The sequence below is a fragment of the Arthrobacter sp. LAPM80 genome, from assembly GCF_046736435.1.
GTDB lineage: Bacteria > Actinomycetota > Actinomycetes > Actinomycetales > Micrococcaceae > Specibacter.
Window position 1 is genome coordinate 32,344 of sequence record NZ_JBCHVD010000011.1, and the last position, 26,324, is coordinate 58,667.

Consider the following 26,324-nt stretch of genomic DNA (forward strand, 5'->3'; position numbering starts at 1 on the left):
GGGTGCCCAAGAGGCACATGATGATGGAGGAGTGCCGGTTCTGCATGCGGTAGGACGCCATCCGCGACTGGCAGCAAGGGCAGTTTGCAGCGCGGCAACGGGGAGGAAGTAGATGCAATTCCACCAGCACGGGTATGTGTCCGGCGATCCGCGCATCAAGCCCGCGGAAGGGACGGGGATCAATCGGCCCGTGGAACTGCCCGCCGAGATGGACGTGCTGATTGTGGGCGCGGGACCTGCGGGCATGATCACAGCCGCCCAGTTGTCCGCGTTCCCGAACCTCAGCACCAGGATTGTGGAGCGCCGCCCCGGGCGGCTGGAAATTGGCCAGGCCGACGGCATCCAGGCCCGCAGCGTGGAAACCTTCCAGGCGTTTGGCTTCGCCGAGCGCATCATCACCGAGGCCTACAGGATCACAGCCACTGTCTTTTGGAAACCCGACCCGGTGGATCACACAAGGATTGCCAGGGCGGCCAGGGCTCCGGATGACACGACAGGCATCAGCGAATTTCCGCACCTGATAGTGAACCAGGCCCGCGTGCTCGACTACTTTGCCGAAGTCATGGCGTACTCCCCGGCGCGCATTACGCCCGACTACGGCTGGGCGTTCCAAAGCCTGGAAATAGCCGCCACCGGTGAATACCCGGTCGCGGTGACACTGCTCCGGACAGGGGAGAACGCCGGCGCAGTGCGGGTGGTCCATGCCAAGTACGTGGTGGGTGCCGACGGGGCGCACAGTGCCGTCCGCGAATCGATCGGAGCGAAACACAGCAGCATCCACGCCAACCACGCGTGGGGCGTCATGGATGTCCTGGCCGTCACCGACTTCCCCGACATCCGGGCCAAGTGCGCCATCCAGTCGGGCGACGGCGGGAACATCCTGCTGATCCCGCGCGAGGGAGGATCCTTGTTCCGCATGTATGTAGACCTCGGCGACGTGGTTGAGGACGGGCAGCACGCGGTCCGCAACACCACGATCGAAACAATCATCGCCAAGGCCAACAGGATCTTGCACCCCTACACCCTTGATGTGCGCAGCGTTGCCTGGACCAGCGTCTACGAGGTGGGGCACCGGCTCACCGACAGGTTCGACGACGTCCCCCTAGACCAGCTCGGCGCCCGCCTGCCGCGGGTCTTCATTACGGGCGACGCCTGCCACACCCACAGCGCCAAGGCCGGGCAGGGCATGAACGTCTCCATGCAGGACGGCTTCAACGTGGCCTGGAAGATCGCCCACGTGCTTGAGGGCCGCAGCCCAGCGTCGCTGCTGGCAACGTATTCGGCCGAGCGCCAGGTCATCGCGAAGGATCTCATCGACTTTGACCTTGAATGGTCAACCCTGATGGCCATGCGGCCCGAGGACATGGAGGACCCCACAGAGCTTGAGGACTACTACGTGCGCACCTTCGAATTCCCTGCGGGCTTCATGACCCAGTACCAGCCGTCAATGCTCATCGGTCAACCCGTGCACCAGGACCTGGCCATGGGATTCCCGATCGGCAAGCGCTTCAAATCAGCCCCCGTGGTCAGGGTGGCCGACGCCAACCCTGTGCAGTTGGGCCACCACCACCGGGCCGACGGGCGCTGGCGCCTCTACGCCTTCGCCGACGCTCCTGCCATCGGGGAACCGTCGGCGCTGTCGGACTGGGCCCGCTGGCTGTCAACCTCCCCCGAATCCCCGCTGGTCAAATACACGCCGAAGGACGGTGACATCGACGCCGTATTTGACGTCAAGCTCATCGCCCAGCAGGACTTTGAGGGCGTCGACCTGGGCCGGGTGCCAGCAACGTTCATGCCGCGTACAGGCCCGTTCGGGCTCATTGACTACGAGCTGGTCTACGCCGCCGACCCCGTCCGCGACATCTTCGAGGCTCGCGGAATCGACCGTGGCGGTGCCGTCGTGGTGGTGCGGCCCGACCAGTACGTTGCCAACGTCTTGCCGCTGACCGACACCGCCGGGCTGGCCGGGTTCTTCGGGCAGCTCATGCTGGCGGCGGGGTAGAGATGCCGCATCCCATACCGGCCGGGCATCACACGCAGGCGTCAAGCCACTGGCGAATCCGCCGTTCCTCCCCGCTGCCAGTGGTGGGCAGCCGCAGCAGGGGGATCTTGTGGATGGCGCAGATCGCATCCTTGTGCGCATCGCGAACCTGCTGCCGGGGGTCGTTTTCATGAAATGCGAAGCCGTCGACCTCGATGGCGAAGGCGGGCCTGTTGCTGATTCGGTTGTAGACCACAAAGTCCAGGGTCGTGGCCCTGTGCCTGGCGTAGGCTGCCTGCTCGGCGCTGAGGCTGGCGAGGTCGGGGAGTAGGTTGCGCAGGACAACCTGGTCCGCAACGGCGAAATCGCCGTATGGACCTTCCTTGAGGACGTCGTTGAGGACAGTCCATACAATGTTTTCCGAAGCGAATCCTGTCCGCTGCCTCAACCGCCCTGCCAGCGGCCTCAAACGAGGTGAGTAGTCCTTGTACAGCAGGTCGAAAACTGACACGACGGCGCTGTCAATGATCTCCTGGTCGGGGTCGTTGTACTGGATGTACTCGATCAGGTCACGAAGATTGCGGCTCTGGGGCAACAGGCCGTGATTGGTGACAAGCACGAATTGTTTCTTGGCGCGCGAGAGCGCCACATTGACCAGGTGGGGGTCATCCACAAAGTCCAGGCCGTTCTTCCCCCTGATGTTCTCATTCAGGACAGTGCTCATGATGACCACGTCCTTTTCGCGGCCCTGGAACTTGTGGACTGTACTGGCGTGAATGCCTGGCAGCTGTTGGGTGAACTTTCCCGCCTGAATCCGGTAGGGGGTTGCAATGCCTATCGTGTCCCTGTCGGTGCCGGGGAAATATTGCTCGATGACGTCCTGGACGACGACGTCGATCTCCCGTTGGTTTGAGCGGCCGCCGTCCTGGTGGTCTCGCATGTGGTTTCCCTCGGCGGTGCGCACCACCCGCAGCGGGCGTGCCCCGGGCTCACTGACCGTGAACGGAACAAGCTGTCCGTCGTAGAACTTCTTGTTGCAGAAGCCGATGATGGCCGGATCGCAACGATAGTGCTCCCGCAGCATCGTTCGTGGGAGGGCGTCCCCATAAAGCGCGATCAGGGAGGACAGGATGTTGTGCCGCTGATAGTCGTAAGGTGCCGCGGGGGCCTGGGGCGCGTTGTTGGCTGCGGTTTGCGCGGCAATGTGCTGGAGCTGGCGAAGATCACCGACAACTATCACATTGCGTGCACTGTTCAGCGCCAGGCCGGCCGCGAGCAGATTGACCTGGGACGCCTCATCAATGATGAGGTAGTCGAGCAGGTGTCCTTCGGGAAGGCTCCCTCCCAGTGAGTGGCAGGTGCTGAGAACAACCGGGTAGTCGCGGGTGAACCTCGCGAACTTCCCCCTATACGTCTCAGGACTGTATATCTGTGCCGACGTGTGGGAGTAGCGCTGTTGCAGGCCGGAGCGCAGCGCCTGTCCGGAAAGCTGACTGTGTCGCTTGGCCAGTGCTGCAATCCCGCCGTGCGCCAGGAGCAGCTCGGCCTGGTCAATGTCCTGCTGCAGTTCATTGATCTTGTTGTCGTAGTAGGCACGCTGCAGGCGAAGCACCGCGTCCGTGTCATAGGGATTGACTGCCTTGGCGGATCCGTACCGAAAATATCCCCTGACTTTCCTGATCAGTCGCTTGAACAGGCCATCGTCGGCACGCCACAGGGACGTCTCCGCCAGGTAGTCAAGGATGGTTCCCGAGGACTGCGCCAGGAGCGGGAATCCCTCGAGTTCGGCCGGCTCATGGCGCTCAAGATACCGGGTGAAGTGGCGCCGTTCCAAGCTGTAGGCGTCTTTCTCCTGTCGCAGTTGGGCCAAGTGCCTCTCGGTCTCCTGCAATTTCTGCAGGCGTTGGTCGACGTCGGCAATCTCGGTATCCGGCGGCATTGGCACCATTCCGCCGTCGAACAGGCCGGCCACTTCGATGTTTCTGGCAGGCTGACTCGCGAAAAACTCCGCCTTTTTGTCTTTGCGGCCCAACCCCGCAACCACACACGCGATGCCCTCCTCCGCGAGTTTCTCACGGACATTGTCCACGGCCGAATTGGTGAAGGAGACGACGCCGACAGTGGCACCGGGCGTGGCGATGATGTTGGCGATCAAGTTCAGGATCGTCTGTGTCTTCCCCGTACCTGGTGGCCCGTCGATCACCGAGATGGGGTTGCGCAGGCACGTTTCAACGGCTTCGCGCTGACTGAGGTTTGCCGAGAACGGGAAGATCAACGTGCCGGTGCTGTCCGTGGCTTCAAAGGGGCCGCCGTTGAGGTACCTGGCCAGCGCACTCTTGGCATTGACGGAGGCCAGTCGTTTGTATGGAAACTGGAGGGGGTCGTCTGCGGGCAGCCGGGCCACGATGCCCCGCCAATAGTTGAGAACATCTGATGCCCGGGGTGACCCATCGGCGCTGTGACGGAACTCGATCTCGTGATCCGCGTGCGTGCGATAGCTGTTTCCGCCCTGTGCGGGGTAGAAAATCCGCCACCAGGGGCCCGTTGGTCCGTCGAAACGCAATACCTCGATGGCATCACTCTGCAGCTCGCCCCTGACCGCTACCCGGGTGCCATCCTTAAGCGGGATGGCCAGTGGATCCCGCAGAATGACAACTTTTTCTGCGCTGTACCGATACCCTTTTTCTTGACTCTTGCCAATGAACGTGATGTAAACGTAGGACGGATCCGCCCGGTATCCATGAACATCCCCGGTCCTGTCCTCGAAGACACCTCTGCTGGAAGGGAGAAGGATGGCCTGGCGGCGCGGATCAATCACGGCAGGTTCTCCCCATCAGCTGTTGCGGTACGTTCCCGAAGTCTACTCAACCAACCCGGCGGCAAGGGCCTCGCTCCCGCGGGCCAGCAGGGTGACGTCGGCGCCAACCAAGATAAAATCCACCCCGGCGTCCATATAGTGCCGGGCCGTCGCTGGCGCGAACGCATTCACGCCGACGGGCTTGCCCGCAGCTTTGGCGGCCTTGATGCAATGCTCGACGGCGGCCATCACCTGGGGATGTTCCTGCGCTCCCAGCAGGCCCATGGAGGCGGCGAGGTCCGAGGGGCCGATGAAGATGGCGTCGACCCCTTCCACAGCGGCGATCTGTGCGACGTTTTCCACGGCCTGGACCGATTCAATCTGGACCATGACCGTCACCGTGTCCCCGGCCCGCCCGAGGTAGTCGGGGATGCGATTCCAGCGGGAGGAGCGGGCCAGGGCGGCACCCACCCCGCGCACGCCGCGCGGAGGGTAGTGGGCGGCGGACACTGCGGCCTCGGCATCGGCGACCGTGTTGACCATGGGGATCAATAGCGACTGCACGCCCAGGTCCAAATACTGCTTGATCAGCACCGGATCGTTGGCCGGCGGGCGGACCACGGCCGTGACGGGGTAACTGCGCACCGCCTGAAGCTGGGCCAGGATGGACTCGAGCCCGTTGGGGCCATGTTCGCCGTCGATTACCAGAGCATCCAGGCCAGCCCCGGCGCAGATCTCGGCCACAAGCGCGCTGCCGGAGCACACCCACATGCCCACCAGCGGCCGGTCCGCGGCGGCAAGTGCGTCCTTAAGCGAGGCGTCAGCGTTCACTCGAAACGGCATGTGATCGTCCCCAGCTTTCCGTAGTCGGCAAATACCGTGTCCCCGGCGGCGACCCACAGGGGGCGGGTGAAGGAACCTGCGAGGATCAGTTCCCCCGCCTTGAGCACTGCCCCGTGCGCTGCGATCCTGTTGGCCAGCCACGCCACGCCCGACGCAGGGTGTCCCAGCACGCCAGCAGCCACACCCGTCTCCTCCACCACTTGGTTTTTGTACAGGATGGCGGCCACCCAGCGCAGATTGACGGCGTCGGGCTTCACGGGGGTTCCGCCCAGCACCATGGCTCCGAGGGCTGCGTTGTCGCTGATGGTGTCGACAATGGTCCGGCCCTCCATTTCGATCCGGGAATCGAGAATTTCAAGGGCGGGGGTGACGTATTCGGTGGCGCGCAGGACGTCGAAGATGGTCGCGTCGGGGCCCGCGACGTCCTCTTTGAGCAGGAACGCGAGCTCCACTTCCACGCGCGGGTGGGTGAACTGCCGCCATGGCACGGAGCAGCCTGTGTCAAGGATGGCGTCCTTGAAGATGATGCCGTAGTCGGGTTCGGTGATGCCTGTGGCCCGCTGCATGGCCTGGGACGTCAGGCCGATCTTGTGCCCGCCAAGAACCCTGCCGGCGGCCTCGCCGCGCGAGCGCCACAGGCTTTGCACACGGTAGGCGTCCTCCACCGTCATCCCGGGGTACCTGGCCGTCAACAGGGGGACAGGCACCCGGGTTCTGGCGGCGTCGAGCAGTTCGTCGGCGATGCGTGCGATGCTCTGCGCATCAAGCATGGTGGTCCTCCCTCACAACTGGTCGCCAAGCTTGAAGCCGAGTTCGGTGCCCTCGCCACCCGGGCTGCGGGTGTAGGAAAAGCCATCGGCGCCGACTGTGACCGCCTGCTCGGAAGCCCCCGCCGGTTTGCTCAGGGGCCGCGGGTTGGCGTCAAGGTCAAGGACAGGGGAAGCCTCGGTGTACCAGGACGGGACCACGGGGTTGCCCCACCAGTCGCGGCGCTGGTTGTCGTGCACATCCCAGGTGAGCACCGGGTTGTCGGGATCCCCCGTGTAATAGTCCTGCGTGTAGATCTCCACGCGGTGGCCGTCGGGATCAAGGACGTACAGGTAGAACGCGTTGGATACACCGTGGCGGCCGGGGCCGCGCTCGATCCGATCGGATATGCGCAGGGCACCCATCTTGTCGCAAATATGGAGGATGTTGTGTTTCTCGTGCGTGGCGAAGGCCAGGTGGTGCATGCGTGGGCCGGCGCCGCCCGTCAGTGCGATGTCGTGGACTGTTTGCGTGCGGTGCATCCAGACCGCATACGTGGTGCCGTCCGAGTCCTGGATGTCCTCGGAAACCCTGAATCCGAGGCCTTCAAGGTAATTTTGGCCGCGGGGGACGTCTGGGGTGACAAGGTTGACGTGGTCAAGGCGGACTAGTTCGCCCGCCCCCGTGAGGTCGTAGCGCCGGGTCAGCCGTTCCACATGTGCGGCCTCGTAAAAGAACTCGAGCGGGAACCCCAGCGGGTCCTCCACCCTGACGGCGTCGCCGATCCCGGCAACGAAGCCGTCCCGCCGCCGCTCCGTGCGGCAGCCCAGCCCCTGGTAATACGCTTGCGCCGCATCGACGTCTGCAGGTGTCCGCACCCTGAACGCCGCCACGGCCGCGCCCGCCACCGGGCCCTCCCTCAGCACAAGGTTGTGGTGGATGAACTCCTCCAAGGTGCGCAGGTAAATGGCGCCCGGTTCCTCCAGCGTGACATGCAGGCCCAGCAGTCCGACATAAAACTCGCGCGAAGCGGCCAGATCCGTGACCACCAGCTCCATGTAGGCGCAGCGCACAATGTCAGGTGGCGGGACGCCCGGGGCGGCCATTTGCCCCGTCACGGTGCCGCCCCGAACTTCGGCGTGTCCACGTCGCCGAGCGTGATATGAATGGCCTGCTGGTTTGTATAGAAGTCGAGGGAGCGGAAGCCGCCCTCGTGCCCCAGCCCCGAGGCCTTAACCCCGCCGAACGGGCTGCGCAGGTCCCGCACATTGTGCGAATTCAGCCACACCATGCCCGCCTCAAGGTCCTGGGCAAAAGTGTGGGCGCGCTTGAGGTCAGTCGTCCACACATAGGCGGCCAGGCCGTACTTGACGCCATTCGCCAAAGCCAGCGCCTCGGCGTCGTCCTCGAAAGGGGTGATGGAAACGACAGGACCGAAGATCTCCTCCTGGAAGATCCGCGCGCCGGGCAGGACGTCGGCAAACACCGTCGGGGCCACGTAATTGCCGGTGTCCAGGCCATCGGGTCGGCCGCCTCCGGCGAGCAGGCGCCCCTCCGACTTGCCGATCTCCACATAGGACATGACCTTGGCATAGTGTTCGGGATGCACCAGCGCACCCACCTCGGTCCTGGGATCGTGGGGGTCGCCCACCACGATATTCCTGGCCCGGGCGGCATACTTTTCGCAAAATTCGGCATACAGGGGGCGCTCGATAAGGATGCGTGACCCTGCCGTGCAGCGCTCGCCGTTGAGTGAGAACACGCCGAACAGGGCGGAGTCGATCGCGGCGTCCACATCGGCATCGGCGAAGACGACACACGGGCTCTTGCCGCCGAGTTCCATGGACAGCCCCTTCAGGTTCACTGCTGCGTTGCCGAAGATCGTTTGCCCGGTGGTTGTCTCGCCGGTAAAGGAGATCAGCGGAACGCCCGCGTGCTTCACCAGCGCGTCCCCGGCGTCCTCACCCAGGCCGTTGACGAGGTTGAACACCCCTCGAGGCAGGCCCGCCTCCTGGAAGATGCCCGCCCACAGGGATGCGGAGAGCGGGGTGAACTCGGCAGGTTTCAGCACCACTGTGCAGCCCGATGCGAGCGCGGGAGCCAGCTTCCAGGACTCCAGCATGAACGGGGTGTTCCACGGCGTGATGAGGCCGGCTACGCCGACGGGTTTCCTGTTCACGTAGTTGATCTGGGCGCCGGGGACCTTCATGGCGTCGTCGAACTGGGCCACGATGAGGTCGGCGAAGAACCTGAAGTTTTCCGCCGCGCGCCGGGCCTGGCCGCGGGCCTGGGTGATGGGCAGGCCCGTATCGAATGTTTCGAGTTCGGCCAGCCGCGGCTCCCTTTCCTCGATGGCGTCGGCAATTTTGTTCAGGACTCTGGCACGCTCGCGCGGTTTCAGCTGTGGCCACGGCCCGTCGGTGAAGGCGCGGGAGGCGGCGGCCACGGCCAGGTCGATGTCGGCCTGCTGCCCCGCGGCGGCGGTGGCGTAATTGGTGTTGGACACAGGGTCAAGCACGTGGAAGGTTTCCCCGCCCGCCGAGTCCACGAAGCTGCCATCAATATAGTGCTGGATGTGGGTGGGGAGTCCCTCCGGGATAAAATGGCCGGTCATGGCGTGGTGCCCTTCCTGCCGTCGCTGTTTCCATCCGCCCAGGCGGCGTACCTGGCCCGCCACTGCGCATTCAAGGGGAAGAGTCCCTCGATGTTGTGGCCTTGGGCGACCATGTCCGCAATGAACGATTCCTCGTGTTCCTGGGCGATGGCATCGTCCACCACCTCCTCAACCAACGACGGCGGGATTACCAGCAGGCCGTCAGCGTCGCCAACAATGATGTCCCCCGGCTGGACCGTGGCCCCTCCACAGGCGATTGTCAGGTCCGTGTCCCACGGAATATGCCGGCGGCCAAGGACCGCGGGATGGGCGCCGTTGTGGAAAACGGGCATCTCCAGGGTGGCCAGTTCGGCGATGTCCCTGACCGCGCCGTCGGTCACGATCGCGCACGCGCCCCTTACTTGGGCGCGCAGGGCCAGGATGTCACCTAAGGTGCCTGCCCCGGGGTCGCCGCGGGCCTCCATGACCAGAACCTCACCGTTGTTGAGTGTGTCCACGGCACGTTTTTGGGCGTTGTAGCCGCCGCCGTGCGTTGCGAACAGGTCCTCCCGGTGGGGCACGAAACGCAGTGTGCGGGCCGTTCCTGCGATCCGCAGCCCCGGCCGGGTGGAGGCCAGCCCGTCGATACTAATGTTGTTCAGTCCCCTTTTGCGCAACTGTGAGCTGAGGGTGGCGGTACCGACACTTGTCAGCTTGCGCCGCAGTTCCGGGCTGAGCCCTGCGGGGGCGAGCCCGGCAGTTTCGGCGGAACCCCAGGCGTCAATGCGGTCGGTATCGGTGGTGTGCGGGCCGCTGCCGTAGTCGGCCCAAGCCTCGTGCCCCTGTGTGACGGTGGTGCGCAGCCTCCCGGTCGACAGTGCGGTGCCGGGGGAGTCGACCTCTACCTCGATCACCTCGCCCGGTACGGCAACGGAGGATCCCGCCGGGGTTCCGGTGAGGATAATGTCGCCAGGCTCCAGTGTCATGAGCTGGGACAGATCCGCCACGAGCTGGGTGAACGGGAAAAGCAGGCCGGCTGTGGTGTCGTCCTGGACGGGTGTGCCGTTGAGCCAGGTCCTGATGCGCAGCCCCGCCGGGTCAAGCCCGGCCGCCGGAATAAGCCCGGGCCCGAGCGGGGTGAAGCCGTCGCCTGATTTGGAACGCACGTTGGAGCCCTTGTCGGCATACTTTAGATCATAGACGCCGAAGTCATTGGCTGCCGTGACGAAAGAAACGTGGGACCAGGCATCCCGGGGGAGCACACGGCGTGCGGCGGTGCCAATCACAAGGGCGATCTCACCTTCGTAGGCGAGAAGTTCGCAGCCTGTGGGCCGCTCAATGTCTGAGCCCGTCAGACTCAGCGACGACGGCGCCTTGAGGAAGTAGGACGGCAGTGCCGGGATGCGTCCGCGCTGGTTGGCCCGGGACCTGTAGGCAACGTGCACGGCGATGACCTTGCGGGCCGCCTTGAGCGTGCCTGCTGAGACCTGTTCCACGAATCACCCCGTTGAAGGTTGCCGTCCAATGGCGCCGAAACACGGCAGGCCGTGGCCCGCGTGGATCGTCTAGGACCAAGCTTCCGCCCCAACGTGGTCCGCGTCAACCACAGCAGCTTTGGCCAAATGGAACGACATCACCCAAGCGATGGGCCCCGCCTGCGGTTTCCGCAGGGGATCGCGCCGGCAAAATTCATCCGGAAGGCTGGTTTGCGGGAGAGATCTGAACAGTCGTGAGCGTTCCACTGTAGGCAGGACGCACGGGCACCCCGTAAGCCTCCGATGCTAGGCTCCAATCAGAAATACGGCTGGAGGTCCCATGCGGATGCTGAAAATGACCGATTGGTGGGGCAGGCTCTTTACCATCGGCATTGTGGTTAAGGGCGTTGACGGCGTCCTTGAACTGCTCGGCGGTACCCTTCTGCTGTTCATTGCCCCGGCCAGAATCCACGAGATCGCGGTCCTACTCACCCAGCCGGAGCTGACCGAGGACCCGAACGACTTCATTGCCAGCCACATTCTGCGAGGAGCCACCGGGCTGAGTAACCATGTGGTCTTGTTCAGCGCGCTCTACCTGCTGGCCCATGGCATAGTGAAGGTGGTCCTGGTGACCGCCCTGCTGATGGACAAGTTGTGGGCGTATCCCTGGATGATCGCCGTCCTTGGCATCTTCATTCTCTATCAGCTGTACCAATTGGCCGTGGCGCCGTCGGCTGGGCTCGTGGCATTGACAGTGTTTGACGCCGTGATAGTGGTGTTGACCTGGCATGAATACCAGAGGCACAGGCGCAGGGGCAAAGTGCCGGAACAGGCATGAAGATTCTCATTGTGGGGGCAGGGGCAACCGGCGGTACTTTGGTGCTCTATTGGCCCTGACAAGGTGCTCATCAGGCTGGCGGCCATGTGGGACAAATGGGTTTTCCTCGTGGCGGCCGGTGTCATCACGTGCGTGCCGGCGGGTTCGGACGGCGTTGGCTCCGGCAGGGCCAGTTCCGGTTACTCGGCTCCTGGCCCGGCGGCGTGGACAGGGAAAGCGTCCTTGAGGATGTCAAAGACATCGGGGCGCCAAGCCGGTAAGACCTCGATGAATTCACCGACCGTGACGAGGCCTTCTTCAGCCCAGTGCGCGATGTTCTGGGCAATGGCCAACAGGTCAGGGTGCACAGAGTCCGGCTCCTCCAAGGCTTGGATGAGCTGGGCCGCTTCGGGCGGGGCGGCGGATGCGGACTGGGTCAGCCAATCGGCCATCGCCACATGCCAGTCCTCAAAAATGCCCTCTTCGGAGCCTTCAAGGGTGAGCGTGAAAATGAAGTGGCCCATCAAATCCCGCATGAGCAGAACCTTCTCGGGGTCATCGCTGCGCAGCGGCTGCTTTGAGCTGGGGCGCACGTGAGTATCGCTGACGGTCACGAGCTCCGCCTCCTCCAGCAGTTCCCAATACAGCGCCAGCCGTGCGGCGCTGTGGTCTGCCGGCGTGGTGAAACGGGCGGCCGCGGCAAGTGCGCCTACGCCTGTGTTGATCAGGGTGGCGGCGGCGCCTTCCTGATCCGGCAGGATGCCGTCCTCCGTGAACTCCTTGCCGTCGCCAATCCATTCAAGCAGCGCCAGGATGTTCTTCCAGAGCGGGGAGTTCTCAGCTGTTTCGGCGGCCGTCTCCTCACTCACCGTGGGGAGGTAGATTTCGGCGAACTCGTAGTCCTCATTGGGCAGGTCTTCATAGTCCGGCTCGTCGTCGGAGCCCACCCCGGGAACTGCCGTCTGCGCCAGCTCGTCGAGAATGGCCATCAGGTCCTCGTGCGTTCCGCTCCAGAGGCCGGCCTCGGCCAGATAGGCGACGTAGTCGTGGACGCCATTGCGCAGTGTCATCACACCCAGAGGGTTCGCGTGGGCGGTGACTTCCACGACCTCCCGCAGGGCTGCGGGCACCAGGTTGGTGGGATCCGGATACGGCTCAAGGATGCGGTACATGTCAAAGAAGTCATCAAGGATGGCAAGGCTGACATCGATTGACTTATCGGGGCGGCTCTCGGTTTCCAGCCAGTCAACATAGCCCGACGACAGTGCGCCCATGGCGCGATCCAGCCGGGCTTCGGCCGATGACCGTTCGGTTGTCCGGGCAGCTGCGTCGGCCGAAGCCTTGGCCGGATTGCCGAAACGGGACTTCTTGGTGTTCTTGGGCTTCTTGGCCACAGGTTTTCCTTGCGGTCAGCGGGGTGGGACCCCTTAACCGTAGTGGCATCGGCCGTTCCGTGCGCGGCTGGGCAGATGGCGACAGCCTCGGGTGGTTTCAAACTGCAGCTGATGCGGTTTTTTGGCCGGAAAATCGCATCTGCTGCTGTTTCGAAGTTGGGGCCGGGTCAGTCGCTGAATTCGGTGAGTACGATCTTGCCGCTGCCGTGGCCTGACATGCTCGCCTCAAAGGCGCTTGCGGCTTCCTGCAGGGGGAACGTTTGGGCCACGTCCACGCTCAGCGTCCCATCCTCGACCAGCAGGCTCAGCCGTTCAAGTTCTCCAGTTCCGGGGCGGACCCAGATGTACTGGCCGCCGTGGGAAAGCACTGTCCTGTCGGCGATGGAGGCATGCCGGCCGCCGTCCTTGAGCGCCGCGAGACTGTCGTCCAGGACACCGCCGATAAAGTCGGCCACGGCGTCGACGCCGTCGGGGGCCAGGGCGCGGACGCGGTCAACCAGGCCGGTACCGTAGTCAACGGGTTCGGCCCCGAGCTCGCGCAGCCGTGCGTGGTTTTTCGCCGAGGCTGTGGCGATGACGCGCACGCCGTCGGTCACTGCCAGTTGGATGCAGCTGCGACCCACGCTGCCTGAGCCGTTGTGGATCAAAAGGGTGCTGCCCGCCAGCAGACCCAGGGCGTCGAGGGTGCGCTGGGCTGTCAACCCGGTCAAGGGGAGCGCTGCAGCCTGGACCCAGGACAGGTTGCTTGGCTTGTGTGTGACGATCGATGCCGGCAGGGCCACGAGTTCGGCGAAGGTTCCGCCCTTCACTGTGTCACGGCGGCCGTAGGAGAACACCTCGTCGCCGACCTTGAACTCCGGGGTGTCAAAGCCGACGGCCTCCACCACCCCGGCCACGTCCCAGCCCGGAATCACAGGGAAATTCACATCCATGATCCCGTCCAGACCGCCCCCCATGATCTTCCAGTCCACGGGGTTGACACCTGCAGCCTTGACCCTGATCAGCACCGACCCGGGCGCAACCTTGGGAATTGGCGTCACTGCCTGCTTGAGGACCTCGGTGCCGCCATACTTGTTGTACGTCATGGCTTTCATCGTCGAATCCATGGTGTTGGTTCCTTTCGTTGCCCGCGACCGACGCCTATTTTGGACCAGATTGACATGCCGGTCAATGTGCCACAACTAGTGCTGAGTATAAACATTCTGTGCGGCGAAAAGCTGTGCAAGTGCGTAATCCCAAGAAATGCGTTCCTGTTCCAGCCGCACATTTCCGCGGGCAGCCAGTTCCGCCATGACAGCCAGTTCCACAGGGCGCAGATAGCTGAATTGCCCTGACGCCGGTTTCGGTTCCGGCACGCACAGGTCCTTGTGTGCCGCCAAAGTGCCCACATCCATGAGAACTGTCTCCACCGCCAGCCCGGATGCGCGGAAGCGGTTCAGGATGGCAAAACCGTGGCTGTCCAGGTCACCCCAGTAGATTACGTGGGACTGGCCCAGCCACGGGATGCTGGCGAGCCTGTCCACGGCATATCCAGAACCGTGGACGACGACGGCCCCGGCCATGGGTGGCATCGCCAGCACCGATTCCAGATTCTCAAAGACGAAGACAATGCGCGGGGAGATCGCCAACGCCGCGAGCTCGGCCACCGGTGCGGATACATCGCCCAGTCCGCCAGGTGCCAGTCCGCGGTCCAGAAACCGCAGCCGGACAGTTCCCGGCGCCGTCGTCAAACCGAGTGATGCGGCGCCGGTGGCCGCCGCATGGAGCCGTTCCACCAGCCCGCGGTGAGCCCCGACCCACTTGGAATCCACCCCGCGAATGGGGAGTTGGCGCACATACATGCCCGAATTCCGGTTGCGGCCCAGCCAAGTCAGGACGCCGAGCAGCCGTCCGAAATCCACGTCTGACAGTGCCTCGAGGGCCACAGCCGACCGCGACAAGGCCTGAGCGAGCCCGTCCGTGGCATCCGGCAGGGCCAAAAGTTCCACGATCCGCCCGCTGGCTCGGCGCCAGTGCGCGTCTTTCCCGCAAAAATGTGCGACGTCGCCTGGAGAGTCAAGTAACAACCGTTCCGGCACGTTCTGCCTGCCCAGGCTGGCCCACTGTCGTCCACCCCAGATGGTGCCGGGCACGTCCTGCCAGGAGGCAACCCACTCGATGGCGTTCCGACCTTGTGTGAGGGCCTGCGCTTCGGTGGGCGGGTGGAGCGGCAGATCAAGCGCAGGGGCACTGCCGGGGATGTCGGGATGTTGTGCTGCTGCCACCGCCCACACCCCAAAGTGGCGCAGGTACTTCTTGGCGGCCTGCTCCCGCGCCGCTGATGGGGTGACGGGGGAGGGGCTCAAAACAATTGCCCGTGGCCGGAGGCAAGCACGGCGGCAGCCACCGCCACGGGCGCGAGGCGCTCATCCGGCGTCGTGCTTGATGCAGGGGAGGTGCCTTCGATGGAGACCGATCCTATGCGGGAGTCCTGGAAGTCGCGGCAGGTCACCACGGCCATGCCGCCAATGTATTCCTCCAGGGTTTGGAGTAGTTTCAGCGGTGTTGCCAGGACCATGTGGAAGCCGAATTCGGTGAAGATGTCCATGGCCATGCGGGTGAAATTGCTGTCAGCCTTGTCGAACGCCTCATCCATGATGACGGTTCCGTAGCTGGGGATGTCGGTGTCCTCGTCGGCGAGTTGGTAGCGCAGTGCGGCGGCGAGGCAGAACGTGACGAGTTTCTGCCGCTGCCCGCCGGAGAGGCCCGCGCTTGAATCGTGGACGTTGACGATCTGGCCCTCGGGATCGATCTCGGTGGCCGTGAACCGCACATGCAGGCGGGTGTCAAGGCACTGGTTGCGCCAGGAGGTGTCGGCAACTTCGCTGGAGGCCAGGCGTTCCATCATGCGGCGCATGACCTCGAACTTGGCCTCCGCGGCACCGTGCTCCTGCTCCACCCAAGACCCGGCACTGATGGTTTGCAGATCGGCCAGGAACTTCCGCCCGGCCTCCGTCCGGTTCTCCTTGACGGCAATTTTCAGGAAGCGGCCCTCGTCAAACACCGACCTGCCCAGGGAGGTGTTGACGGGGCTGATCCGCTCACGCACCTCCGCAGGAGCCCGCCGGATTTCATTGGCAAGCTGGGCCACGTTTTGCTGCGACTGGCGTTCGAGCAGTTCAAAGAAGCGGTTCTCAAAATCGGGCAGCCTGTCACTGCGCAGCTCTGCGAGGACCCTCAAATAGCCTTCCCTGTCCTCGATCATTGGCTGCAGGTCAGCGGCCTTGGCCTTCCACTGGCGGGAGAACTCCCCTGCAATTGCTGCGAACGCTGTCCGGGCCTTGTCCGCGGTGGCTGTGGCCCGCTTTTCCTCCGCCGAGAGGTGGCCGGCGACAGTCATGGCAATGCCGTCAATCCGGTCATGGGTGATGTTGCGGCGGACGGCATAGAACCGATGTTCCAGGGCTTGGGCAATGTGTGCCGGGGTGGGGTGGGAGAAATCCACGCTGGAGGTGAGCTCGTCGATGACAGTACTTATGCCAAGCAACACGGCCGACGCCGCTGCGGCCTCGTTGCGGCAAACATCCTCGGCCTTCTTCGCCGCGCCCACCCGCAGCAGCGCCTCGGCAGCGGCCGATTCGGCCAGCCGCAGATCACCGCTTGACGCCAGCAGCTGCGCCAGACTTTCCTCCCGGGATTGCCGTAGTTCTGCGGCGGCCGTGGTGTCGACGTCGGCCCAATCGGAATCGTGCAGTGCCGTCAGCGCCTGGATCCTGTTTTTGGCCGCTTCCAGCTCACCCTGGCGGGCGTCGAGTTCGCGCCGCAGCCGCGCCTCTTCGGCACGGGCGGTCTGGGCCAGGGCCGTGAGGTGTTCGATCTTCTCTTGGTTGTCGAAGCCCAGCACCCAGCGGCTGCGGTCATCCACCCTGGAGCGGTCATCCTTTTCATGCCGGGTGGCCGAGCGCTTGACCTGTCCGGCGCGGGTGACGGCCGCCGAACTATTGCCAAGTTCGGCGGGGGAATCCACACATTCGTAGTCATAGCTGCGCGACAGCATGGAATTGAGCCAGGGCGCCATGAGGCCCGGCGCCACTTCGACCCTGCGGATCAGGGAGCGTTCGGAGCCGGCAGTGCGCGGGGCTTCGGAGCGCAGTGGGATCGCCTCAAACACCAAGCGGGTGCCCAGATTCATCCCGTCTACGGCCTCGCGCACCTTGGCCAGGTGGGCCTGCGGCACCAGCATGACGGTGGCCAGCGGCCGCAGCACTCGTTCGATGGCACCGCTCCAGTCCGCAAATTCCTTGCGGACCTCCATCAATTCGCCGGCGAAGGGGAAGGCCGACGCCGGCAACCCGGCACTTTTCGCCACGAGATCACGGGCGCGGATGAGCCTGTCCTCCAGGTTCGAGCGGCGCAGGTGCAGCGACTTCAGCTCGGCCTCGAGCGAACGCACTCGACCCTTGGACGTGGCCAGCTTTTCATGGATGGCCAGGATGTTCTGGTCGCTGGCCTCCTTGGTTGCTGTGTAACCGGATTGTTCCTGGCTAAGTGTTGCCCGGAGCTCGGAGAAGTCCTCGAAGGTGCCGGGGAAGTCGATCCCCACATCGGTTAGCCTGGCCTCGATTTCGGCACGGCGCAGTCGAATGACCCGTTCCTGGTCCTTCGCCACATCAATCCACGCCCGTTGGGTCTTGAGTGCGTCACCGCCCTGCTTGTCCACCTGTCGCTGTGCAAGGGCGTGGGCTTCGGCCAATTCGGCAACTTTGGCCGCCGCCAATTCCGAGCTGTGCTTGCTGGAGCGCACCAGGGCGTCAGCAGCGGCACATGCCTCGCGGGCAAGCTGCAGCCGCCAGGCGTCCTTGAAAGTGGGCAGGGCTGTGCCATAAATATCTGCCTCTGCCGCCAGGGCAGTGTTCTCCTCGAAGACCGCCACGGGGGATTCCAGCTTTTCCAGCAGTGAAACCTGGTTGCGGGCCTCGACCACCAGGCGGTGCGCCTCGGAGAGTTCGGAAAATTGTGTGACAGCGTTGTCGGCCAGATCAAAGGTCTTGGGCCTGTCGAGCATGAAGGAGCGGAACAAGTCATCCAAGCTGCCCAGCGACTTGGCGGATTGGGTTTTGTGCAGGAGGAGAACGCCGTTTTCACCCGAGATGCCCAGAACCCGGCAGAACTTGCTGGCAAAGGCCGAGTGCTTGTCAGTAACGGTCAAGGCCTGCGGCCACGCGGCCTTGATGCGGCGGGTTTCAATGCCGCTGCGCAGGTGCTCAACAAAGTCCGGCAGTGCCGCTTCCTCGTTGAGCAGCAGGCTCAACTCGCTGACGTCCGCCGTGGTGTTGGAGCCTCGACGCAGGTGGTACAGCTTGATGAGCAGTATCGGCTTGTCCCCGGCAATGCCGTTGCCATAGCGCAGCAAGATGGCGCTGAAGGTGGCGCCGGGCCGCAGGTAGTCGCTGCTGACCTCGCCTGTTTCATCATGTGCGCTGCGCCGCCACGCACCCCGCACATAGCTGGCAAGGCTTCTGTCCTCACCGCGGGCGGAGGTGTCTTGGGCTGCGGCGTTGAACCGCAACTTCCCGCGCGGGGTCAGCACGGCGGAGATGGCATCAACGAGAGATGACTTTCCGGAGCCGGAATGGCCCGTCAGCAGGAATCCCTTGCGGGCCACCTCCACGGCATGGTGGCCCTGGAAAGTGCCCCAATTGAGCACCTCAACACGTTGCAGCCGCCACTGGCCCGGCTGAAGCTTGCCGCCGCGCTGCAGCGCACCTTTCTGGGCGCTCATGCGTCCTCCTCCTCAAGTGATGTAGTGGCGGAGTTGCCCACCGGGGATAGTTCGGCGTCGTCCGTCTCCAGCGGGAGGGCACCCTCCACGAGACGCGTATATTCGTGGCGCACGGCGGCTATCTCCTCGGGGCCAAAGACCAGGCGCAGCACGGGGGAGACAACAAAACGCCCCTCGGTGGTGGTGGTCGAGAGTAGGCCGTATTTGACCATTTTCTGCCAGGACGTGGCGATCCGCTTGGCGAAGCCGGCAGGGTCCGCGCCGTCCCTGCCGCGGTAGACCTGGAGCTGGTCGGCCACCTCATCGGCGCCCACTATTGCCTTGTTGCCGGTGGACTCATGCAGCAGCTGCTGGCGCAGGTGGAGGAGCAGGGCCGTGTCCAGGAACGTCAGGGTGGCCGTGCGCATGACCTTGGGCGCGTCAATGTCCGCGCCGGCGTTGCGCACAAAGGCGAGCTGGGCGGCGTCGTCGGTGATGAGCTCAAGGAACATGTCAGAGAGCCGGGAGCGGATGGCGTCCTCGTCGGCCAGCAGCGCCGTCCAGAGCCGCCCGTGGTTCGCGGCGGAGAGGTACGGGCCGCGCAAAAGCTGCACCAGGGCGCGCCGGGACGTTTCCTTTAAAGTGCCGGAATCGCCGTCCCATAGTGCGTCAGTTTCCCTGGTGTCCGGCTCCTCGCTCAGGGCGTGCTGCTCCGGTGCTGGGCTCATGGTTCGATCCTGTCGGTGAAGAGGTAGCGGCCAACTGTGCCGTGCATGGGTGAGCCTTGGGACGAGGTCCAGTGCAGTTCCTCGTGGCCCTCGAGTTTTCCGCCGTGTTGTTCGGCCAGCACCAGTAGGCCCACCACGCTGGCCACGCCCTGACTTGCCGGGAACAACTGAAGGACGGCTGCGATTGTGGCGCCTTGGAGCTGGTCAAGGGCGGCATTGACATTGCTGCTGAGCTCGGCCATATCAATCTCCGAGGCCCGGGCTAGGGCTCGCAGCGCCTCAATATCAACGGGTTCGCTTTCATGCCGCACGATGTCCTGGGCGGATTCGAAATCGGCCGGGTTGTGCGGTTTCAGAGCGGAGACCGAGTTCAACGGCACACTCGTCAACTCCAGCGTCAGGGAGGTCTTTGCGTACGGTTTGACCGTTTGGGCGGTCTCCATGGCGTGCTTGAGTGCGGCACGGAGGGTTTTGTTGATGATCCTGTCGTGGGCAAATTCCTGGCTCTGGACGAAGCGGCGCAGGCTACGGCTGAAAGCTGTCATAACGCCGTGGATTTCGGAGCTGCGGTCCTGCAAGGTCGGCAGGGTGCGGCGCAACGTACGTGACTGGGCCGGGCTGAGCCGCTCCACGAAGTCTCGCTCCATGAGTTGATCGATGCTGTCCTGGAATTCCAAGCCGCGCTCAGGGTCCAAGAGCAGCGAGTAGAAACCTGCGAAGCTGCGTCCGGCTTCGGATTGCTGGAGCAGGTCGACGCCACGGAAAATATCGTCCAGGACCGTACCGCGGGAGCCCTCCTGCTCGATAAGTTGTTCACGCAGGCCGCGATTCAGCTTTTCCAGTTCGGCACGGACGCGGGCAAAATCGGCGGGCACCTCATCAACGAGCGCCAAAATATCGCGGATGCGCTCCAGCGCCTGCTCCGGGAGAAGAACATCAACCTCGCCCGCGTCCACGCGTTCAATGTGGGCGTCGAGGCGGGCACGTTCTTCATAAAGCGCGGCAAGTCGGCTGGTTTTATCGGGGTCCGTGTCTCGGGCCAGAACCCGAAGCCGATCCAAAATGGTGGCCAGCCGGGACTCGGTGACGGACGCCGACGGTTCGGCCAACTGCCCGACAAAGCGAATTGCTGTCAGCGCGCCTTGAGAAAGTTCAAAAGTTTCCTCACGGGCGTCCTCTGCCGTGCGGCGGATCAGGATTCCGTCATTGCGCCACGCGGCGCAATACGCCTGGGCGGTTTGCGGCAGGTCAAAGCCCTGGCCACGAAGCTCCTCGAGGTCTTCCGCAAGCCGCTCAAACAGCACCGGGGCCACCAGGCGGCGTTCATCCCGACCGAGGTGTTCGCCCAGCAGAGCCACCGCGATGGCGGAGTTGGACCCGCGCAGCATCCGCCAGGCCGGTTCGTCTGCAAGGAGCCGTTGGGCCGCCAAGACGGGCCGAATGATAGTCACGCTACAAGCCTAGCAATTCCCGCCCACAAAGCTGTCAGCACAGCGTCATGGTGCGGCGCAGTTGTTGATTTGATCTTCGCCGTCCCCAGCGCCGTTGTGCGGCAGCATCCAGCGCGGTAGCGTCCAGCGCGGCGTCGGCCCAAGCCGTGCGCAACCTGCGCCTGCCCCTGGAACACCGCATTCAAAAACGACGGCGTGAGCGGGAAGCCGCGGTCCGGGCGCCATTCGGACTCGTACTCCCATTCGCCGTCATACTTTTTTGACACGGCACGCGGGTAGAAACCGGGGTCGATGGGCGGCGCCACCATCGCCCGGCCCACAGGCGCAGGGTCAGCCCGCCTGTTCAATGCCCCAGCAGCACGACGGGCCGTTCGCGGGGCCCACCATGGTGTTCCTGGGCCCGCTCCCGCCTCACCAAGGTGTCAGAGGCGGCGCTTAGGCGGTGCCTGCCCTTCTCGGCGACTCCGCGGGAACGTCGAGGGTGAGCTGTTCGAAGTTCGGGCCCCGGGTTCCCGGCCCTGTGCCTATGCTGGGTGGGTGCACAGTTGATGAGGTATTCAGGGAAAAGGTGGCGACATGGCGATGTGGCAAGATGCTTTTCAGGAATGGGCCGGGGCATGGGCAGCAGTACAGGATCTGGAATCCTCCACTGAGGAGGGGGCCGTCATGATTGGCCCGCGGCGCGTGATGGTTTGGCCGGGGGACACCCGCCCACGGGATGTCTTGGAGAAGGGACTTGTCCTTGTCACCGAGGATCCCGACGGAGCCGCCAATTTTGCTCACTCCCACGGATTCAAGGCCACAACCCGGCAGGTGCTGATGTGCGCCGAGACCGAGGAGCTTGACCTTGTGCCCCGGCTGCCGGCGGATGCGAATCTCGCCGAAGCGCCGATGGAGAAGTATGACCTCGTCGAGGTGGCGCTTTTTGACCGGCCTGTGGCCCGCGGGCGGCTCAGGCTCGGGGAAGGCCTCGCTGTGCTGGCGGCCTTGGGCGTGGATGAGGGAAACGGCGAACTGGTGCCGGTGTTCGAGCAGGCCATGGTCGCAGCACTCGGCGAGGAAGCCTTCACCCATGGCGCCGACGTGCTGTTCCTGGTCGCCGATGAGGAGCAAGCTGCACGCTTCACGGCCGTCGAAGGCTGGGGCAGGGTGGCGGAGATCCTCAACTTCACCAAATAGTGCTTGACCGTGACACCGTCATCGGGCTGCTGTGTCCTGACCGCCGTGATGGTCTTCTGGGCGGGCTCATCCGTTCCCCCGACACTGCAGGGAAGCCCGCGGAGGCTGCCAGCAGAGGATTGCCGGGCCGAAACCTTAGCTTCTGCCAGGAGCTGGAACCCTTTCTCGGCCGTGAGCGGGCAGAAAGAATTCAGCCGTGGCAGAATGGGGGATGGCCCGGGTGCAGACGGGCCCAGTGATAATACAGCCGACCGGCAGAACCTCCCCGCAGGTGCAGGTATGAGCGAACCACTTAGCTAAAGAAATTTGAGACGACATTATGTCCCCGCTGCAAAGCAACGCTTCGGCAACCCCTGTTAGAAACAACGCGGTCAAAACCAGTGCCGCCCCCACCTTCGCATCGGTTGGCAGCCCTTACTTTGGGATCCTGCTTGCGTGCATGGCTGTCATCGTAATCCTGTCCAACATCGGCGCCTCCAAGGGCGTGCTGTTTGGCCCGATCGTGACCGACGGCGGCTTCTTCCTGTTCCCGTTCGCCTACATCCTTGGCGACGTGATCAGCGAAATCTATGGCTTTAAGGTGGCACGCAAGGCCATCTTCACCACGTTTGCGCTCTCCATTTTTGCGTCGCTGTCCTACTGGGTGATCATCGCCCTGCCCGGCTTCACCGATGACTACGGCACAGCGAAGCAGGCAGCCCTGGTGGATGCACTTGGCCCGGTGCCGCAAATTGTGCTGGCCAGCCTGCTGGCGTTTCTCGTCGGCCAGACCATCAACTCCCAGATCATGGTCAGGCTCAAGGCCCGCCACGGAGAGCGGAAGTTATGGGCCCGGCTCATGGGCTCCAGCGGTGTTGGCGAATTCGCCGACACCTTGATCTTTTGCGCCATTGCCGCCCCCGTGATCGGCATCGCCGGCTTCGGCATGTTTGCCAACTACGTGCTTGTCGGGTTCCTGTACAAGGTGGGCGTACAGTACGCGCTGATCCCTGTCACGACCTTTGCCATCGGGTGGTTCAAGCGCCGCGAGCCGTCCTACGTAGCCGCCTGAGCAGGGTCCCCCGCCGAGTCAGACCGAGCGCCGTCGAGTAAGACGTTGCGCTTCGTCTGACTCGGCGGGCCTGCGTCTGACTCGGCGAAGTGCTACCGGTTCGGGTAGTAACGGCGCAGTGTTTCGGCCTTGAACTCGAAGAACGTGCCGTCCTCGATGGCGAGGCGGGCGTCGTCGACCATCTTTACCACGAAGCGTTCGTTGTGGATGGAGACCAGGGTTGAGGACACCATTTCCTTGGCCTTGAACAGGTGGTGGATGTACGCCCGCGTGTAGTGCTCGCAGGTGTAGCAGTCGCACTCCTGCGACAGCGGAGCGAAGTCGCGTTTGTACTTGGCCCCTGAGAGGTTGAAGCGCCCGTCGGGGGTGTAGAACGCCGAGGTGCGGGCCACCCGGGTGGGGGAGACGCAGTCGAAGGTGTCGGCGCCGTTTTCAATGGCCGTGAAAATGTCATCCGGCTCGGATATGCCCAACAGGTGCCGCGGCTTGTCCTCGGGCAGTTCCTCGGCACACCAGCGCACTATGGTGCCAAGGTTTTCCTTCTCCAGTGCCCCGCCGATGCCGAAGCCATCAAAGTTCATGTTGCCCAGGTCGTGGGAGGCCTTGCGGCGCAGGTCCTCGTACTGGGCGCCCTGGATCACGCCGAACAGTGCCTGGTACGGCTTGCCCGTGCGCTCCTCGGTCAGGCGGAAGTGCTCCTCGATGCAGCGCAGTGCCCACAGGCGGGTGCGTTCCAGCGACATTTCCTGGTAGCCGCGGGAGTTCAGCAGAGTTGTCAGCTCGTCGAAGGCGAACATGATGTCGGCGCCGATCTGGTGCTGGACCTGCATCGACACCTCGGGGCTGAAGCGGTGCATGTCACCGTTCAGGTGCGACTTGAACCAGACGCCGTCGTCGTCAATGTGGGCGAGACGTTCCTTGCCCACAGCCACGGAATCGTCCGAGCCTGCGTGCGGGGAGGACGCCGCGGCATCCATGTTGATGACCTTTTTGAAGCCCGAACCCAACGACATGACCTGGAATCCGCCACTGTCGGTGAAGGTGGGCCCCTGCCAGTTCATGAACCTGCCCAGGCCGCCGGCGGCGTCGAGGATGTCCGCGCCGGGCTGCAGGTACAGGTGGTAGGCGTTGGAGAGCAATGCCTGTGCGCCAAGCTCGATCATTGACTCCGGGAGTACGGCCTTCACCGTCGCCTTGGTGCCCACGGCGATGAACGCGGGAGTCTTGATGGTCCCGTGCGGGGTGGTGATGACGCCCGTGCGGCCCTGGAACTTCCCGCCGTTTTGCTCGATGGCTGCTGCGGTTGGCGCACAGGTCTCGTTCAGGCGCGTGGTGACTTCAAAGCCGAATTCAGCTTGCGACGCCGGAGCGCCCGGTGTGGTGGCGGGCGCCCCGGCGGGTGCCGTGCAGGGTTTCGTGGCAGGCGTGGAGGTGAGGAGGCCGGTGGCGTTTTCTGGGGAAGGCATTACCCTATTTTGCCAGTCTTTCGGGGGCGGCCGGCCCAGTACGGCCTATTCGTCGGGGTAGTGGACCTCCATGAAGGAATCCCATTGGGCCCCGATGGTGTCGAACGCGGCAGCGCCCAGGCCGTAGGTTGAGGCGATGATTTGAGCCCCCGGGTGCTCGCGGACGCCTTCGAGCGGCGCCTGTTGGGCCAGCACCAGCAGGCCGTCGCCGTGCTCGGCGTAGTTTTCAACCGTCAGGCCCACCTGGGTGTCGCTGCGGTACCAGACCTTCCCCGCCAGGGTTGCGCCTGTATTGAGGGTGACCTCATAGGGTTCGCCGGGGTCAGGCAGCCAGCCGGTGTCAATACCCAGGGCGTCCCAAAGGTTTGTGTGGGCGGAGCTGGTTCCGTCAACGAAGATGGTGCGGCGTTTTGTTTTGGGGTGGTGTTCAAGGGCGAACTTGAGCTGTTGCATGAAGATGGACCAGCCCTCGGTGATGTCGGGGTCGTACTTGGCCCATTCCCCGCCGGCTTCACCGCGCTGCAGTGTCAGCAGGGTGCCGTCGGGGTGAGGTTCAAGGGTGAAGACGTCACCCATTTCCAACTCAAGGCGCAGGTGGTCCGCGCCCTCCACCACGTTGGAGTGGTAGATCTGCTCGATTTCGTTCTCGAGCCCCTCCATCTGCCACCCGTGCCACTGGGCGATCCTGGCCGGCTCGCGGAGCATCAGCCAGAGCTGTTCGGCGTCGGCATTGACAAGGACGGAGAGCTGGTTGGTGGCCATGAAAGGTAATCTACGCCGGAAGCTGCGGTTCGGCTACCGGCCCAGGCCCGCGTAGGCGATCGCCTGGCGGATTAGTGAACCGCGGCCGCCGACGAATTCAGCCTGGACCACGTCGCTGAGCACCTCCTGCGGGGTCATCCACGTCAGCTCAAGCGCGTCCTGGCGGGGTTCACATTCGCCCGTCACGGGAATGACATAAACCATGGCCACTGCATGCTGGCGCTCGTCGGTGAAACCTGTCTGCGACGGCGAGGGCAGGTACTCGGCCACGGTGAACGGCACGGGGCTGACGGGAAGCTGCGGGAAGGCCAGGGGCCCCAGGTCCTTTTCAATGTGGCGGATCAGCGCCGCCCGGATGGTCTCCCTGTACAGCACGCGCCCCGACACGAAGGTGCGCACCATGGAGCCCTCCTCGTCGGCCTGCAGGAGAAGCCCCACCTCGTTGACATAGCCGAGGGAATCAAGGCGCACGGGAACCGCTTCAACATAGACCATCGGAAGCCGGTTGCGGGCCTCGTACAAGTCCACGTCGGACAGCCAGCCGGGATAAGGATCAGGTGTGCGAACGCTCATATCTAAGTTCTACCCCATCCCCGCCCCGCACGCCGCCTCCGGCACCAGAAAACCGCTACGAATCCAACCAGTCGGCGACAGTGAGCGTTCCCCCGTCGGGCATGGGGACGCGCAGAGTCGCCGCGGCAAGCTCGGAATCGATTCCCACCGCTGCGAGTTTGTCGGCCAGGAACGCCAGCCCGCCGCCATACCTGACACTAAGTTCGACGCCGGTCACCGCACCCGCCGCCGTGCCCACCTGCCCGCCGTTCTTGGTGCGGAACAAAGCGCCCCCATCCGGGCTGTCCATGACATGCAGTGCGCCAATGTCAGCCAGGACCTTGCTGGCGACTTCCGGGTTGGGCGTGCGCCAGAGCACCGCAACGCCGAGCCGTGCGCCTGCGGTGGGGAGGCTGAGGTCGCTCGACTCCGTGGCGAGGAAGTTGAAGCCGCCGGGTGCGGTGACGCGGGCGGCCTGGCACTGCCCGGAATTGACAAGTTCGGCGTGCGTACCCTCGGCCAGGGTGCGCCTGACAAAGACTTCGGCGTCGCGCAGCTCAAATCCCAGTTCCGTGGTGCCGCACTGTTCTCCGGCCGGCACGTCGAGCACGCCCACCTTGCCGTTGCCGGAATCGAACACCTTCAACTCGCCGTCGTCGTGCACGCAGCGCAAGCCCAAAGCAGTCAGCAGGGTCGCGTGGGTGTCGGGGGCGGCAGTGGAAATGATCGGGCGGACGCGCAACATGGA

Annotated in this window: 21 protein-coding genes; 4 read left to right on the forward strand and 17 right to left on the reverse strand. The window is 64.1% G+C overall.

The genetic code is table 11. The features are described 5' to 3' along the window. The first annotated feature begins 112 nt into the window (after nucleotides 1–112). Nucleotides 113–2,002 (forward strand): FAD-binding monooxygenase, encoded by a 1,890-nt coding sequence (locus AAGW05_RS12375; RefSeq protein WP_411804839.1) that lies wholly within the window; start codon nucleotides 113–115, stop codon nucleotides 2,000–2,002. A gap of 28 nt (nucleotides 2,003–2,030) precedes the next feature. Here the strand turns inward: AAGW05_RS12375 and AAGW05_RS12380 are convergent, their stop codons facing one another. From AAGW05_RS12380 to AAGW05_RS12405, 6 genes are read right to left on the reverse strand one after another with little or no spacing between them, the layout of a single operon-like run. Then, nucleotides 2,031–4,799 (reverse strand): AAA domain-containing protein, encoded by a 2,769-nt coding sequence (locus AAGW05_RS12380; RefSeq protein ID WP_411804840.1) that lies wholly within the window; start codon nucleotides 4,797–4,799, stop codon nucleotides 2,031–2,033. Between the two features lie 42 nt (nucleotides 4,800–4,841). Next, complete coding sequence (locus tag AAGW05_RS12385; RefSeq protein WP_411804841.1) at nucleotides 4,842–5,621, reverse strand: HpcH/HpaI aldolase family protein; 780 nt, start codon at nucleotides 5,619–5,621, stop codon at nucleotides 4,842–4,844. Further along, nucleotides 5,606–6,391 (reverse strand): 2-oxo-hept-4-ene-1,7-dioate hydratase, encoded by a 786-nt coding sequence (gene hpaH, locus AAGW05_RS12390; protein WP_411804842.1) that lies wholly within the window; start codon nucleotides 6,389–6,391, stop codon nucleotides 5,606–5,608. Before hpaH ends, AAGW05_RS12385 begins: the two co-directional genes overlap by 16 nt. Before the next feature lie 12 nt (nucleotides 6,392–6,403). Further along, the gene (gene hpaD, locus AAGW05_RS12395) at nucleotides 6,404–7,474 is read right to left on the reverse strand and encodes a 3,4-dihydroxyphenylacetate 2,3-dioxygenase (protein WP_411804909.1); all 1,071 of its coding nucleotides are present in this window, start codon (nucleotides 7,472–7,474) and stop codon (nucleotides 6,404–6,406) included. An 8-nt stretch (nucleotides 7,475–7,482) separates the two neighbouring features. Next, nucleotides 7,483–8,982 (reverse strand): 5-carboxymethyl-2-hydroxymuconate semialdehyde dehydrogenase, encoded by a 1,500-nt coding sequence (hpaE, locus tag AAGW05_RS12400; protein WP_411804843.1) that lies wholly within the window; start codon nucleotides 8,980–8,982, stop codon nucleotides 7,483–7,485. Beyond that, nucleotides 8,979–10,457: a fumarylacetoacetate hydrolase family protein gene (locus AAGW05_RS12405; RefSeq protein WP_411804844.1), complete on the reverse strand. Its 1,479-nt coding sequence runs from the start codon at nucleotides 10,455–10,457 to the stop codon at nucleotides 8,979–8,981. Before AAGW05_RS12405 ends, hpaE begins: the two co-directional genes overlap by 4 nt. Before the next feature lie 319 nt (nucleotides 10,458–10,776). Here AAGW05_RS12405 and AAGW05_RS12410 point away from each other — a divergent pair, with 319 nt between their 5' ends. After that, nucleotides 10,777–11,274, forward strand: coding sequence for a DUF2127 domain-containing protein (locus AAGW05_RS12410; RefSeq protein ID WP_411804845.1), 498 nt, complete (start codon nucleotides 10,777–10,779; stop codon nucleotides 11,272–11,274). A gap of 179 nt (nucleotides 11,275–11,453) precedes the next feature. Here AAGW05_RS12410 and AAGW05_RS12415 read toward each other — a convergent pair whose 3' ends face one another. From AAGW05_RS12415 to AAGW05_RS12445, 7 genes are all read right to left on the reverse strand, one after another. Next, complete coding sequence (locus tag AAGW05_RS12415; RefSeq protein ID WP_411804846.1) at nucleotides 11,454–12,647, reverse strand: hypothetical protein; 1,194 nt, start codon at nucleotides 12,645–12,647, stop codon at nucleotides 11,454–11,456. A 167-nt stretch (nucleotides 12,648–12,814) separates the two neighbouring features. Next, entirely contained in the window at nucleotides 12,815–13,741 is a 927-nt protein-coding gene (locus tag AAGW05_RS12420; RefSeq protein ID WP_411804910.1) for an NADP-dependent oxidoreductase, read from the reverse strand. Nucleotides 13,742–13,828: 87 nt separating this feature from the next. Continuing rightward, complete coding sequence (locus AAGW05_RS12425; protein ID WP_411804847.1) at nucleotides 13,829–14,992, reverse strand: Wadjet anti-phage system protein JetD domain-containing protein; 1,164 nt, start codon at nucleotides 14,990–14,992, stop codon at nucleotides 13,829–13,831. Next, the gene (locus AAGW05_RS12430; protein ID WP_411804848.1) at nucleotides 14,989–18,408 is read right to left on the reverse strand and encodes an ATP-binding protein; all 3,420 of its coding nucleotides are present in this window, start codon (nucleotides 18,406–18,408) and stop codon (nucleotides 14,989–14,991) included. Before AAGW05_RS12430 ends, AAGW05_RS12425 begins: the two co-directional genes overlap by 4 nt. Next, entirely contained in the window at nucleotides 18,405–19,115 is a 711-nt protein-coding gene (locus AAGW05_RS12435; RefSeq protein WP_411804849.1) for a DUF4194 domain-containing protein, read from the reverse strand. The genes AAGW05_RS12430 and AAGW05_RS12435 overlap by 4 nt, the downstream gene beginning before the upstream one ends. After that, nucleotides 19,112–20,566: a DUF3375 domain-containing protein gene (locus AAGW05_RS12440; RefSeq protein ID WP_411804850.1), complete on the reverse strand. Its 1,455-nt coding sequence runs from the start codon at nucleotides 20,564–20,566 to the stop codon at nucleotides 19,112–19,114. The genes AAGW05_RS12435 and AAGW05_RS12440 overlap by 4 nt, the downstream gene beginning before the upstream one ends. After that, nucleotides 20,563–20,913: a hypothetical protein gene (locus tag AAGW05_RS12445; RefSeq protein ID WP_411804851.1), complete on the reverse strand. Its 351-nt coding sequence runs from the start codon at nucleotides 20,911–20,913 to the stop codon at nucleotides 20,563–20,565. The genes AAGW05_RS12440 and AAGW05_RS12445 overlap by 4 nt, the downstream gene beginning before the upstream one ends. 229 nt (nucleotides 20,914–21,142) lie before the next feature. Between AAGW05_RS12445 and AAGW05_RS12450 the strand changes: the two genes are divergently transcribed. Continuing rightward, nucleotides 21,143–21,745, forward strand: a complete 603-nt coding sequence (locus AAGW05_RS12450) for a hypothetical protein (RefSeq protein WP_411804852.1) — start codon at nucleotides 21,143–21,145, stop codon at nucleotides 21,743–21,745. Nucleotides 21,746–22,064: 319 nt separating this feature from the next. Further along, nucleotides 22,065–22,796, forward strand: coding sequence for a queuosine precursor transporter (locus AAGW05_RS12455; RefSeq protein WP_411804853.1), 732 nt, complete (start codon nucleotides 22,065–22,067; stop codon nucleotides 22,794–22,796). Between the two features lie 92 nt (nucleotides 22,797–22,888). Here AAGW05_RS12455 and tgt read toward each other — a convergent pair whose 3' ends face one another. Genes tgt through AAGW05_RS12475 form a run of 4 tightly spaced genes read right to left on the reverse strand, consistent with a single transcriptional unit; the run spans nucleotide 22,889 to nucleotide 26,321 of the window. Continuing rightward, a complete protein-coding gene (tgt, locus tag AAGW05_RS12460) occupies nucleotides 22,889–24,262 on the reverse strand; it encodes a tRNA guanosine(34) transglycosylase Tgt (protein ID WP_411804854.1) in 1,374 nt (457 codons plus the stop codon). A gap of 45 nt (nucleotides 24,263–24,307) precedes the next feature. Further along, entirely contained in the window at nucleotides 24,308–25,024 is a 717-nt protein-coding gene (locus AAGW05_RS12465) for an SRPBCC family protein (RefSeq protein WP_411804855.1), read from the reverse strand. A 33-nt stretch (nucleotides 25,025–25,057) separates the two neighbouring features. Continuing rightward, on the reverse strand, nucleotides 25,058–25,597 hold the full coding sequence (locus tag AAGW05_RS12470) for an NUDIX hydrolase family protein (RefSeq protein ID WP_411804856.1): 540 nt from the start codon (nucleotides 25,595–25,597) through the stop codon (nucleotides 25,058–25,060). A 55-nt stretch (nucleotides 25,598–25,652) separates the two neighbouring features. Then, nucleotides 25,653–26,321 (reverse strand): VOC family protein, encoded by a 669-nt coding sequence (locus AAGW05_RS12475; RefSeq protein ID WP_411804857.1) that lies wholly within the window; start codon nucleotides 26,319–26,321, stop codon nucleotides 25,653–25,655. Nucleotides 26,322–26,324 lie beyond the last annotated feature (3 nt).